Genomic DNA, 13,168 nt, shown 5'->3' with positions numbered 1-13,168 from the left:
ATTTACCCTGACGTACGGCACTTCGCCTAGGCTCAGTGTTCCCTCGCTACGGTGTCCATCCGGGGGCATCGCCTACGGTTTGCTTCGCTGCACCTCCTCTCGATGAATGCGGCTTCGCCGCACGGCGCTTCGCGCCTACCCCCCGGATGAACACCTTCGCTCGGCCTGCCGATGGGCCTGGAGATCAACAGCAACGTCAAAAGCCAGAGCCTGAGCCTGAGCCAGAGCAGGTCAAAAGATCGTCCGATCGCGGCCCGAGCCTTCGGCAGCTCCTACAGGTGGGTTGATTACATCTGTTAGATATTGGTCGGCTGGCAGGCCGCCTTCGCGAGCAGGCTCGCTCCCACAATGGGATCAAGTACACCCGCCAGAGCCTGGTCGGCTGTCAGGCCGCCATCGCTGGCAAGCCAGCTCCCACAAAACAGCGAAAGCCAGATCAAAAGATCGCAGCCTGCGGCAGCTCCTACAGAGGAGACAAGTACAACCCGCACGCGGCGAAGTCCGCCCCACTCAACACAATGAGCGCAAGCTCGAGTACCGCTTTTGATCTTAGAGCGCCCGTCGGCAGGCTGAGTGGAGGGATTGATCCGGGGGTGGGAACGCAGCGACCGTTTGGCGCAGCCAAACACATCGAGAGGAGGTGCAGCGAAGCAAACCGGAGGCGATGCGCCCGGATCAATTCCGTAACGAAGGAACCCGAGCCTAAGCGAGGGCCATACGTCAGGGCAAAGCCTTTTTGGTTACTTTTGAGGCGTTTGTCAAAAGTGACCCGCCGTCAGGGCGGAACCCTAATCATCAACACCCGCAGCAACGGATACACACCCAAAACCAAATCACACAGCAGGAAAATGAATCCTGAAAGCAGCCCCCCCCATCGGCGAATCCCCCAACATCAACTTCGCGTTATAACTCTCAATAATGTCCTTCACCACCGCCAACCCGATCCCCTGCCCCGGATGCTGGCGATCCAAACGCTCCCCACGCTCAAGAATCCGCGCCCGCTGATCCGGCGGCACCCCCGGTCCATCATCCTCAACACACAACTCAACCCCGGCCAGACTCTCACGCACGCTGATCCGCACCTCGCCAAGGCACAGCCGATAAGCGTTCTCCAGCAAGTTCCCCATCATCTCCAGCAACGCGCCCTGCTCGATCGGCACATAACAGTGCTCGGGCAAATCAAACGCCACCTGCACGCGCTTGTCGCGATAGACCTTGTCCAGCGTATCGCACAGGCTTTTCAGCACCGGTTGCAACCGCACCTGATGCCGCACCAGCCCGCTTTTACGCAAACTCGCCCGCTGCAACTGATAGCTGATCTGCTGACTCATACGCTCGATCTGACTTTGCAGCACCCACGCCTGATCAACATCCTTGGGCCGCTGCGCCATGTCCTCACTGACACCCTGCAACACCGCCAACGGCGTTTTCAGACTGTGGGCCAAATCATCCAGAGAATCGCGATAACGACTGCGCTGCTGACGCTCACTGAGCAGCAAACGGTTCAGCGAGCCCGTCAGACGCAACAGTTCACGCGGATGTTGCTCAGTAAGACTTTCACGCGTGCCACCCTCGATTTCATCCAGCTCCTGACTGAGTTGGCGCAAGGCTTTCAACCCCCACGTCAGGCCAATCCACAACAGCGCCAGCAGCACCAACAAAGCGGCGCCGAAGCCCAGATAAAGATTCTCGCGCAGACCTTGCAGCGTGCTTTCGTACTCGCGCACCGGTTGCAGGGCGACGATGCTGAACGCCGCGCTTTTGCCTCCAAGCAGTTTCACCTCAACGTCGTAAACGAAGAATTCCTGTCCGTTGGCCTCGCGAATTCGCGCGAACTCGTTACCGAGGCCGTCGTAACGCGGTTTGTAGTTGATCTGCTCTTCCTGAGTGGCTTTCGAACGCCACACCAGATGCCCTTCGCGGTCGTAGATGTAACCCAGCAGACGGAAGTCGGTGAGGTTGAAACGCTCATCCGGCAACTGCGAGGGCATGACCAGTTTGCCGTTTTCAATGCGCGCGGCAGAGATCAGCGTGGTGACGTCCGAGGCCAGGCGCTGCTCAATCGAATCCTGTAGCGCCAGGCTGAACGCGCCTTGCATCGCCGGAAGCAAGGCGAGCATGAACAACACCGCCAACGTGGTGGCGGCGAGCATCAACCGGACGCGAAGAGAACGAATCAAGTGCAGCGCTCATTGAACAGGTAGCCGAGGCCGCGCACGGTGTCGATCGGTTTGAACCCGGCCGGGCCTTCGAGTTTGCGGCGCAAGCGGCCGACCAGCACTTCGATCACGTTCGGATCGCGCTCGTCGTCGTCCGGATAGAGTTGCTCCATCAAACGATCCTTGGGCACCACTTGCTGGTGATGGCGCATCAGGTATTCGAGGATGCGGTACTCGTACGCAGTCAGCGCCAGCGGTTGCTCGTCAAGGCTCGCTTGCTTGCGATTGAGATCAAGCAACAGCGGGCCGGCGACGATGGTCGACTGGGTGAAGCCGCTGGAGCGGCGCAGCAAGGCATTCAGGCGCGCGTCGAGCTCTTCGAACTGGAACGGCTTGACCACGTAGTCGTCGGCGCCCGCAGCCAGGCCTTCGACCTTGTCCTGCCAGTTGCCGCGCGCGGTGAGGATCAGGATCGGGAAGGTCTTGCCGCCCGAGCGCAACTGGCGGATCAGGTCGAGACCACCCATGCCCGGCAGACCGAGGTCGATCACTGCCAGGTCAAAGTTGAACTGTCCGGTCTGGTACAACGCCTCTTCGGCATTGGCCACGGATTCGACCACGTGACCACTTTCCGTCAGACGGGTTTGCAGGTGATGGCGCAACAGCGCTTCATCTTCGACGACCAATAGTTTCATGACGCTCTCCCGGGCGAATCAAAATCTCCAAAAACACACCTGTGGGAGCGAGCTTGCTCCGGGCGGCGATCCGACGAAATCGGTGGATCAGTCAATAAAGATGTCGACTGACACATCGCCTTCGCGAGCAAGCCCGCTGCCACTTTCAGTCTGGCGGCAACTCCTTAGAAAGCGTAGTTGGCCGACAGGTAAGTCTGCGCGCTGCTGTCCAGATCCAGCGAGCCTTGCTTGCTGCCACCACGTTCTTTCATCTCGGTGCTGGCGTTGCTCACCAGGTAACGGTAACCGAGTTCCACCGAGACATTTTGCGCCACTTGCTGCAACACACCGAACTGGCCGCCGACGGCGTAACCGATGTCACTGTCGCGGCTATAGCCTGGCGACTCCTGGGTCAACTTGGTCAAACCCGCCGTTGCACCGCCGAACAATTTGGTGGTGCTGCCCACCGGGTAGAACAGATCGTAGCTGCCCAGCAGGTTTTCCTGGCGCAGTTTAATCCCATTGTGCGAACCGGACACGTTGTCGTAGGTGGCGTAGTAGCGACCTTGCGAGTTTTGCTGACCAAGGCGTACGCCGTAAGTGTTGTTGCCGTCGATCGCGCCGGTGGCGTTAGGGTGATCGAGGTTGTTGTTCAGCGCATGGGACTTGTCGATTTTGTCGCTGGTCTGGCCGAAGGTCAGGCCGGCGAAGTTCGAAGTGGTGTCGGCATGGGCGGCGATACTGGCGCTCATTACAGTAAATGCCAGCAGCAGTTTGTTTAAACGAGTCATGGTATTTCCTCTTTCACAGTGCTGTTTGGGTATGGCGCAAGGTTACTGACCCGCCCCTGTACCGCCCCTGAACGCTCTCTGAACCTGACCTGAACCAAATCGACTAGGCTGTCCTGACCACTTTTCGATATGGAGACCGACCATGCGCCTGTTCCTCGCCCTCACCTTGCTGGCTGTCAGCAGCCTCACCCAAGCGGCGATCAAGACCGAAGAAATCCCCTACCAGAGCGCCGACGGCACGAAGTTGATTGGCTACTACGCCTACGACGACGCGATCAAAGGCAAACGCCCGGGCGTTGTCGTGGTGCATGAGTGGTGGGGCCTGAACGATTACGCCAAGCGCCGCGCGCGGGATCTGGCCGAACTCGGCTACAGCGCACTGGCGATTGATATGTACGGCGAAGGCAAGAACACCGAGCACCCGAAAGATGCAATGGCGTTCATGCAGGAGGCGACCCAGGACGCCGCCGCATCCAGCAAGCGTTTCGAGGCCGGGCTGAATCTGCTGAAGAAACAGCCGCAGACCGACGTGAATAAACTCGCGGCCATCGGTTACTGCTTCGGCGGTGCCGTAGTGCTGAATGCCGCGCGACAGGGTGAGCCATTGGCAGGGGTCGTGAGTTTCCACGGCGCACTGGCGACCAAGACACCGGCGACACCTGGCAGTGTGAAGGCAAAGATTCTGGTGGAGCATGGCGCGCTGGACAGCATGGTCACACCGGACAACGTCACCGCGTTCAAGTCGGAAATGGACAAGGCCGGTGCAGACTATAAGTTCGTCAGCCTGGATGGCGCCAAGCATGGCTTCACCAATCCGGATGCCGATCGTCTGAGCCATGGCGAGCACGGTGGCCCGGATATCGGCTACAACAAGGCTGCAGATGAAAAATCCTGGGCGGATATGAAAGCGCTCTTCCAGAAGATATTTGGTTGAGTCTGTAGAAACCGCGGCGCGGCCTTCGCGAGCAGGCTCGCTCCCACATAGGATCTTCTGTGCGACATTGATCCAGTGTGGGAGCGAGCCTGCTCGCGAAAGCCGCACCGCTGATCTCGACCTTGTCTCGACTAACCGGCAAAATGCCCGCCATGAATCTCACCCCCGCCCTCCCCGCTTGCTGCACCCCGCTCGATGCCCACTGGCCGTTGCCCATGGTGTTGCCCGACACCGTGCTGCTCAGCACTCATTTCGACCCGTCGCAACTGCTCGGCGATGACTTCCAGCGCAGCGCCATTGAGCCGCCACCAAGCATTCAGCGCTCGGTGGCCAAACGGCAGGCGGAATTTCTCGCCGGGCGAATTTGCGCTCGTGCAGCGTTGCACCAATTGGAAGGCAGCGGTTTGGTTCCTGAGATTGGTGAGGACCGCGCTCCGGTGTGGCCGACGCACATCTGCGGTTCGATCACCCACAGCACCGGCCGCGCGGCGGCGATTGTCGCCAACAAGCAGCATTGGCGAGGCTTGGGCATGGACCTGGAAAACCTGCTCAACACAGAACGCGCTGAACGCCTGGCCGGGGAAATCCTGACGCCAACAGAAATGCAGCGCATGGCGGCGGGATCGCGAGACCAAATGGCGTTGTGGGTGACGCTGACGTTTTCGGTGAAAGAGAGTTTGTTCAAGGCGCTCTACCCGATCGTGCAGAAGCGCTTTTACTTCGAGCATGCCGAAGTGCTGGAGTGGGCTGACGACGGTAATGTGCGCTTGCGCCTGTTGACGGATCTGTCGAGTGAGTGGTGCAGCGGCACTGAACTGGATGCGCAGTTCGGGGTGCAGGATGGGCAGTTGTTGAGTCTGGTCAGCATCAAGGCCTGAAGATCTTCGGCGCCTGTGCAGCCCTCTTCGCGAGCAGGCTCGCTCCCACATTTGGCATGCATTTCACCTGTGGGAGCGAGCCTGCTCGCGAAAGCTAGCGTCCAGCCACTACGGGGTTCAGCGGCGCTCCTGATTCCTCGGCCAACTCAAACTGAAACAGGCCCCACCCAGACTCTTGCTCTTGCCAATGATCGCCCGGCCGTCATGCCAATGGATGATCCGCCGCACAATCGACAGCCCCAGCCCATGCCCGCCCGAGGCCCGGGTGCGGCTATCATCCAGGCGCAGGAACGGGGTAAAAATCCGCTCCCACGCTACTTCCGGCACACCGGGCCCGTCGTCCTCGACGTCCACCCGGCAGCGCAACTGCCCGACCTGATAACTCACCGTGACCTTCGAATGCGCATGGCGCATGGCGTTGCTCACCAGATTCTGCAACGCCCGGTGCAGATAGCGCGGCTCGGCCTCGACCCAGGCGTCGTCATTATCGGCAGCCGACAAGCACAAGCCGCGCTGCACCGTGACCTCGGCGCGCAACGGCGCCAACTCCTCGATCACTTGATTGACCAACGCATCAAGGTCGATGCGCTGGAACGTCAGCGCCGGCGAACCTTGCTCCAGTCGTGCATAGGTGAGCATTTCATCGACCAGCTTATCGAGATCCTCGATGTCGTGATCCATGCCTTCACGGTACCTCTCCAGCGCTTGCGGCGTAGTCGCCGAGCCGATCATCTCCAGACCGAAACGCAGGCGCGCCACCGGCGTGCGCAGCTCATGGGACACCGCGCGCACCAGTTCCCGCTGGATCGCCAGCAATTGCTGCAAGTGCTCGGCCATGCCGTTGAATGCCGAAGCCAGCCGCCCGACCGAGTCGGCACCACGCGCCGGCACGCGGGTTTCCAGGCTGCCCTTGGCGATGCGCGTGGCCGCCGCTTCGAGACCGCGCAAGCGGCGCTCCAGTTGGCGCACCAGCAAATAAACGATGAGACCGATCAGGCTCAGGCCCAGCGCGGCGATCAACACCAGCCACTCCGGCGGATACGGGTTCATCTGATACAGCGGGCCGATTTCCAGCACCCACGGCGTGCCGACCATGCCGGCAAACACCCGGATCGAATCACCGCCCTTGCCCAGCGCCATCACCGTGTCGCCCTCGGCCACGCGACGGCTCTGGTCTTCGTCCATGTCGGCGTCGTTCACTGTGACCAGACGCAGATCGAAACCGAAGCCCTTCTCTTCCTTTATCTGCGCCAACCGCTTGGGCTGATCGGCCACAGGCACGCGCACCAGTTCATCGGCCAGCAGATAAATAGTCGCCCGCGCCAGTTGCTCGCTGATCTGCTGTACCTCTCCGACCAGCACTAGCTGTTCTTTGTCACTGACCAGTCGATAGACCTTTGCAGCGTGCGGGCCGGTCTGTTCCACCAACGCCGAACCGCGCAGCACACGGGTGCGCTGGGTCAGGTCGAGGCCGGTCTCGGCAAACGTCTTCAGCGCCAGCGGTATCCCGAGCAAACGCTCCCACACGAGCAGCGCCCGGTGGCGCTCGGTTTGATTCATCGGTTGCAGGTTGTCGGCCATCAGCGAGAACGTGCCATGGGCCAGGCGCTCGCGGTATTGCTCGCTGCGCACCTGATTGAGCAGGTTCAGCGCCAGGACGCCGAGCACCGCCACCAGAATCAACGCTGCACACATGCCGCCATAGATGCGCAGGAAGATCGAGTTCACAGCGCCAGGTCTGCGCAGGCTTCAGGGACAAATAAATAGCCTTTGCTGCGGATGGTTTTGATCAGTCGCGGGTGATCGGGATCGTCGCCGATTTTCGGGCGGATGCGTGAGATGCGCACATCGATCGAACGGTCCTGGCCGTCGTAGCCGATGCCGCGCAGCGCCGTGAAGATCTCTTCACGGGACAGGATCCGCCCGGCGTTGGACACCAGCAGCCAGAGCAAGTCAAATTCGGCACTGGTCAGCTCGATGCCGTTGTCGCTCAGCCACGCCTCGCGCAAGGCGTTGTCGACCACCAGCGGGCCGAATTGCAGGCGACGGCTTTTCTCCGCGCTCGGCTCCGGTGTATCACTGCGTCGCAGTAACGCCTGGATTCGCGCCAGCAACAGGCGCGGGCGCACCGGTTTACACACGTAATCATCGGCGCCGAGGTCGAGGCCATGGATCTGGTCTGCGTCATCGGTACGCGCGGTGAGCATCAGGATTGGCCCGTCATAACGGTCACGCACCTTGCGGCAGATGCTCAAGCCGTCTTCGCCGGGGAGCATCAGATCCAGAATGACCAGATCCGGTTGCTCGCTGATGATCCGCGCCGCCGCCAGCGCACCGTTGCCTTCGATTTCGACGCGCAGTCCATTGGCTTGCAGGTAGTCGCGAGTGAGTTCGGCCAGACGCTGATCGTCCTCGACTATCAATACCTCAAAGGCTTGTTGCTCCACCGGTGACCTCTGCTTTCTATTGTTATTAATAAGAAGGAACGTCTGACTCAACACAGTTCCCTGTGGGAGCGGGCTTGCTCGCGAAGGCGTCGTGTTAGCCAACCTCTTAGTCATCTGACATACCGCATTCGCGAGCAAGCCCGCTCCCACAGTTTTCAATCCTCCCGTGTTTTTGTCATGTTTCTGGAGGATAAAATCGCGCTCACATGGCCTGATTGTATAAACGGCGTACAGCCAGAACACAAGTCGGTAAATGCGTTCGGACAAGGCGGTTTTTTGTGATAGGGTTCGCGCCCTTAAAAATCCGCTGAAGCGTTTTTCCGGGTGAAAAAACAGTGACAAACGGTCTAGCTCAGTGGGTTCGTGGCCTACACGCGTTTTCCTGCTTTCTTACACAATTTACGCACAGGTTTATCCACAGGCTGTCCGTTGCATTCCCCCCCTGAAACGCATTATCTTGTAGCACGGCGAAAACAGAGACCCTACATATGGGGTTTTCGACTAAAAAGCCCAACCACATTTCAGACCTGAAACTCAAGCGCTTTATGGCAAGTTTCCAGTTGAACGAAACAAGTTTTTCGAAGCCCAAACCGCGCTTGCGGATGGCACCGTTTTTTTAGCTGCAAAAGGCAAAGAACGGTATGGGTGTTGCAGTCATTACTGTCACCCGGGAAGGAATCCGGTTCGAGCGCAGGCTCGTAACCAAAACTTCGGCAGGGATGCGGCGATGTAGCCTTTTTCCTACTGCTCCGAAGTTGTTAGGCCGACGCTCGTCGGTTGTAGTGCTTCGGGACAGAACGGTGAGCACCATGATGGTGCCCAAACAAACATAGAGAATGTGGAGAAAATCCCCCATGCAAACCGACACAACTCGCGAGAACCCGCAGGGCACCTTGCCGCAGGCCGCTGATTCGAATTCGGATCTGGCAGCTACCGCGCCTGGTCAACTGCGCGTGATCAAGCGCAATGGCACTGTCGTTCCTTACACCGATGACAAGATCACCGTCGCTATCACCAAAGCGTTTCTCGCAGTTGAGGGCGGCACCGCTGCCGCCTCGTCGCGAATCCACGACACTGTTGCCCGCCTGACCGAACAAGTCACCGCGACCTTCAAACGTCGCATGCCTTCGGGCGGCACTATCCACATCGAAGAAATCCAGGACCAGGTCGAACTGGCCCTGATGCGTGCCGGCGAGCAGAAAGTCGCTCGCGACTACGTGATCTACCGTGACGGTCGTTCGAAAGAACGCGCTGCCCACGCTCCGGCCGAAGAAGCGGTCAACGCGCATCCGTCGATCCGCATCACCCGTGCCGACGGCACTTTCGCGCCGCTGGACATGGGCCGCCTGAACACCATCGTCACCGAAGCCTGCGAAGGCCTGGAAGAAGTAGACGGTGACCTGATTCAGCGCGAAACCCTGAAAAACCTGTACGACGGCGTGGCCCTGACCGACGTCAACACCGCCCTGGTGATGACCGCCCGTACCCTGGTTGAGCGTGAGCCGAACTACTCGTTCGTGACCGCCCGCCTGCTGATGGACACCCTGCGTGCCGAAGGCCTGAACTTCCTTGAAGTCGCCGAAAGCGCCACCCATCACGAAATGGCCGACCTGTACGCCAAGGCCCTGCCGGCCTACATCGCCAAAGGTATCGAGTTCGAACTGCTGAACCCTGTGCTGGCCACCTTCGACCTGGAAAAACTGGGCAAGGCGATCAACCACGAGCGCGATCAGCAGTTCACCTACCTGGGCCTGCAAACCCTGTACGACCGTTACTTCATCCACAAGGATGGCGTGCGTTTCGAACTGCCGCAGATCTTCTTCATGCGCGTGGCCATGGGCCTGGCGATCGAAGAGAAGCAGAAAGAAGACCGTGCGATCGAGTTCTACAACCTGTTGTCGTCCTTCGACTACATGGCTTCGACGCCGACCCTGTTCAACGCCGGCACCCTGCGTCCACAGCTGTCGAGCTGCTACCTGACCACCGTTCCGGATGACCTGTCGGGCATCTACCACGCGATCCACGACAACGCCATGTTGTCGAAATTCGCCGGCGGCCTGGGCAACGACTGGACGCCTGTTCGTGCTCTGGGTTCGTACATCAAAGGCACCAACGGCAAGTCGCAAGGCGTGGTTCCGTTCCTCAAAGTAGTCAACGATACCGCCGTTGCCGTTAACCAGGGTGGCAAGCGCAAAGGCGCTGTGTGTGCCTACCTGGAAACCTGGCACATGGACATCGAAGAGTTCATCGAACTGCGCAAGAACACTGGTGATGATCGTCGTCGTACCCACGACATGAACACTGCCAACTGGATCCCTGACCTGTTCATGAAGCGTGTCTTCGATGACGGCAAGTGGACCCTGTTCTCGCCATCCGAAGTACCGGACCTGCACGACCTGACCGGTAAAGCCTTCGAAGAGCGTTACGAGTACTACGAAGCACTGTCCGAGTACCCGGGCAAGATCAAGCTGTTCAAGACCATCCAGGCCAAAGACCTGTGGCGCAAAATGCTGTCCATGCTGTTCGAAACCGGCCACCCATGGCTGACGTTCAAAGACCCGTGCAACCTGCGTAGCCCGCAGCAGCACGTCGGCGTGGTTCACAGCTCGAACCTGTGCACCGAGATCACCTTGAACACCAACAAGGACGAGATCGCCGTTTGCAACCTGGGCTCGATCAACCTGCCGAACCACATCGTCGACGGCAAGCTGGACACCGCCAAGCTGCAACGCACCGTGAACACTGCCGTGCGCATGCTCGACAACGTGATCGACATCAACTACTACTCGGTGCCGCAAGCGAAGAACTCCAACTTCCGTCACCGTCCGGTAGGTCTGGGCATCATGGGCTTCCAGGACGCTTTGTACCTGCAGCACATCGCCTACGGTTCCGACGCTGCCGTCGAGTTCGCCGACAAGTCGATGGAAGCGGTCAGCTACTTCGCGATCCAGGCGTCCTGCGACCTGGCCGACGAGCGCGGCGCGTACGAGACGTTCAACGGTTCGCTGTGGTCCAAAGGCATCCTGCCGCTGGATTCGCAACAGATCCTGATCGAACAGCGTGGCCAGAAGTACATCGACGTTGACCTGAACGAAACCCTGGACTGGGCACCGGTTCGCGCCCGTGTTCAGAAAGGCATTCGTAACTCCAACATCATGGCCATCGCACCGACCGCGACCATCGCCAACATCACTGGCGTATCGCAGTCGATCGAACCGACCTACCAGAACCTGTATGTGAAATCGAACCTGTCGGGCGAATTCACCGTGATCAACCCGTACCTGGTTCGCGACCTCAAGGCTCGCGGTCTGTGGGACTCGGTCATGATCAACGACCTGAAGTACTACGACGGTTCGGTTCAGCAGATCGAGCGCATCCCGCAAGAACTCAAAGAGCTCTACGCGACCGCCTTCGAAGTGGACACCAAGTGGATCGTTGACGCCGCCAGCCGTCGTCAGAAGTGGATCGACCAGGCCCAGTCGCTGAACCTGTACATCGCCGGCGCCTCGGGCAAGAAGCTCGACGTGACCTACCGCATGGCCTGGTACCGTGGCCTGAAAACCACCTACTACCTCCGTGCCCTGGCCGCGACCAGCACCGAGAAGTCGACCATCAACACCGGCAAGCTGAACGCTGTTTCCAGCGGCGGCAACCACGGCGACGATTCGGTTCTGGCAGCACCTGCCGGTCCTGCTCCAGTGCCAAAGGCTTGCGCGATTGACGAGCCGGATTGCGAAGCTTGCCAATAAGCTGAGCCCGTTCAGGTGCCGAAAGACACCTGAATGAAAAAAGCCCCTGACAGACCTCTGGTTTGTCGGGGGCTTTTTTTTGCATCAATGTTGAGCCAGATAGATGTCGGTTGGCTGACAGGCCGCCATTGCTGATCTTTTGATTTTGTTTTTTTGGGTTTGGGGTTTGGGGTTTGGGGGCATATCCGTTGCTGCGGTGATGGCTGATTAGGGTTCCGCCATTACGGCGGGTCACCTTTTCCAAACGCCGAAAAGGTAACCCAAAAGGCTTTACCCTGACGTACGGCACTTCGCCTAGGCTCAGTGTTCCCTCGCTACGGTGTCCATCCGGGGGCATCGCCTACGGTTTGCTTCGCTGCACCTCCTCTCGATGAATGCGGCTTCGCCGCACGGCGCTACGCGCCTACCCCCCGGATGAACACCTTCGCTCGGCCTGCCGATGGGCCTGAAGAGCAAGATCAAAAGCCAAAGCCAAAGCCAAAGCCAAAGCCAAAGCCAAAGCCAAAGCAGATCAAAAGATCGTCCGATCGCGGCCCGAGCCTTCGGCAGCTCCTACAGGTGGGTTGATTACATCTGTTAGATATTGGTCGGCTGGCAGGCCGCCTTCGCGAGCAGGCTCGCTCCCACAATGGGATCGAGTACACCCGCCAGAAACTGGTCGGCTGGCAGGCCGCCTTCGCGAGCAGGCTCGCTCCCACAATGGGATCGAGTACACCCGCCAGAGCCTGGTCGGCTGGCAGGCCGCCATCGCTGGCAAGCCAGCTCCCACAAGAAAATGAGTACACCCCGTACGCGGCGCATGCCGCCCCACTCAACACAATGAGCGCAAGCTCGAGTACCGCTCTTGATCTTGATCTTGATCTCGGAGCCCGTCGGCAGGCTGAGTGGAGGGATTGATCCGGGGGTGGGAGCGCAGCGACCGTTTGGCGAAGCCAAACACATCGAGAGGAGGTGCAGCGAAGCAAACCGGAGGCGATGCGCCCGGATCAATTCCGTAACGAAGGAACCCGAGCCTAAGCGAGGGCCGTACGTCAGGGTAAAGCCCTTTTGGTTACTTTTGAGGCGTTTGTCAAAAGTGACCCGCCGTCAGGGCGGAACCCTAAGCCGCCCTCACCGCAGCAACGGATATTCACCCAACCAACCAGAGCATGGTCGGCCCAAAGGTCGCCAAGAACAGCGCCCACAAAAAAGGTTCTTCACGGATTACCGGGAAAGACGCTCTTGATTTTCATGAAAAAGAATTCGCTATCCCGGTAACCGTACGCCATCCGTTTGATAACCTTTATTCGATTGTTTATGCCTTCCAACTGCCCCGTGTGCATCGGCCAGCGAACCCGGCTGACGATTCCCCGCCAGTAACCCTTTAGCCGTTTGGCGAACAGGATCAGAGCCGGTATCGCGCTTTCATCAGCGTGGCGCAGCCATTGCTTCCAGGCTGATCTCCAGCCCCAGGCGGTACTTGGCGTCCAGAGCGTTTTGAGTTCAGCTTTCATCAAGTAGACCGTCATCAACGCTTGGTTGGCCGCCAGCAAATCC

General features: G+C 59.3%; 9 protein-coding genes. 3 read left to right on the top strand and 6 right to left on the bottom strand.

Annotated elements, in window-relative coordinates; genetic code table 11:
- Nucleotides 1–833 precede the first annotated feature (833 nt).
- The 3 genes from CKW18_RS29005 to CKW18_RS28995 all read right to left on the bottom strand — a co-directional run bounded on the left by CKW18_RS29005 (nucleotide 834) and on the right by CKW18_RS28995 (nucleotide 3,624).
- Complete coding sequence (locus CKW18_RS29005; RefSeq protein ID WP_095191901.1) at nucleotides 834–2,180, bottom strand: ATP-binding protein; 1,347 nt, start codon at nucleotides 2,178–2,180, stop codon at nucleotides 834–836.
- Entirely contained in the window at nucleotides 2,177–2,854 is a 678-nt protein-coding gene (locus tag CKW18_RS29000) for a response regulator transcription factor (RefSeq protein ID WP_042560510.1), read from the bottom strand. Before CKW18_RS29000 ends, CKW18_RS29005 begins: the two co-directional genes overlap by 4 nt.
- 164 nt (nucleotides 2,855–3,018) lie before the next feature.
- Complete coding sequence (locus tag CKW18_RS28995; RefSeq protein WP_095191900.1) at nucleotides 3,019–3,624, bottom strand: hypothetical protein; 606 nt, start codon at nucleotides 3,622–3,624, stop codon at nucleotides 3,019–3,021.
- Between the two features lie 142 nt (nucleotides 3,625–3,766).
- Here CKW18_RS28995 and CKW18_RS28990 point away from each other — a divergent pair, with 142 nt between their 5' ends.
- Entirely contained in the window at nucleotides 3,767–4,558 is a 792-nt protein-coding gene (locus CKW18_RS28990) for a dienelactone hydrolase family protein (RefSeq protein ID WP_095191899.1), read from the top strand.
- 152 nt (nucleotides 4,559–4,710) lie between these two features.
- Nucleotides 4,711–5,436, top strand: coding sequence for a 4'-phosphopantetheinyl transferase (locus tag CKW18_RS28985; RefSeq protein ID WP_095191902.1), 726 nt, complete (start codon nucleotides 4,711–4,713; stop codon nucleotides 5,434–5,436).
- Between the two features lie 117 nt (nucleotides 5,437–5,553).
- Here CKW18_RS28985 and CKW18_RS28980 read toward each other — a convergent pair whose 3' ends face one another.
- Nucleotides 5,554–7,164, bottom strand: a complete 1,611-nt coding sequence (locus CKW18_RS28980; protein WP_095191898.1) for an ATP-binding protein — start codon at nucleotides 7,162–7,164, stop codon at nucleotides 5,554–5,556.
- Nucleotides 7,161–7,883 (bottom strand): response regulator, encoded by a 723-nt coding sequence (locus tag CKW18_RS28975; RefSeq protein ID WP_095191897.1) that lies wholly within the window; start codon nucleotides 7,881–7,883, stop codon nucleotides 7,161–7,163. The genes CKW18_RS28980 and CKW18_RS28975 overlap by 4 nt, the downstream gene beginning before the upstream one ends.
- Nucleotides 7,884–8,737: 854 nt before the next feature.
- Here CKW18_RS28975 and CKW18_RS28970 point away from each other — a divergent pair.
- Nucleotides 8,738–11,632, top strand: a complete 2,895-nt coding sequence (locus tag CKW18_RS28970) for a ribonucleoside-diphosphate reductase subunit alpha (RefSeq protein WP_095191896.1) — start codon at nucleotides 8,738–8,740, stop codon at nucleotides 11,630–11,632.
- Nucleotides 11,633–12,828: 1,196 nt separating this feature from the next.
- Here CKW18_RS28970 and CKW18_RS28965 read toward each other — a convergent pair.
- Nucleotides 12,829–13,168, bottom strand: a 340-nt coding sequence (locus tag CKW18_RS28965; RefSeq protein ID WP_141233123.1) for a transposase, incomplete at its 5' end; no start/stop codon positions are given.

The organism is Pseudomonas sp. Irchel 3E19 (assembly GCF_900187585.1).
In the GTDB taxonomy this organism is placed as follows: domain Bacteria; phylum Pseudomonadota; class Gammaproteobacteria; order Pseudomonadales; family Pseudomonadaceae; genus Aquipseudomonas; species Aquipseudomonas baetica.
This window is presented reverse-complemented; position numbering and strand designations above follow the sequence as displayed.

Coding starts and splice junctions, on each gene's coding strand:
- CKW18_RS29000 (WP_042560510.1), bottom strand. CDS start 2,854: ATGAAACTATTGGTCGTCGAAGATGAAGCGCTGTTGCGCCATCACCTG.
- CKW18_RS28995 (WP_095191900.1), bottom strand. CDS start 3,624: ATGACTCGTTTAAACAAACTGCTGCTGGCATTTACTGTAATGAGCGCC.
- CKW18_RS28990 (WP_095191899.1), top strand. CDS start 3,767: ATGCGCCTGTTCCTCGCCCTCACCTTGCTGGCTGTCAGCAGCCTCACC.
- CKW18_RS28985 (WP_095191902.1), top strand. CDS start 4,711: ATGAATCTCACCCCCGCCCTCCCCGCTTGCTGCACCCCGCTCGATGCC.
- CKW18_RS28970 (WP_095191896.1), top strand. CDS start 8,738: ATGCAAACCGACACAACTCGCGAGAACCCGCAGGGCACCTTGCCGCAG.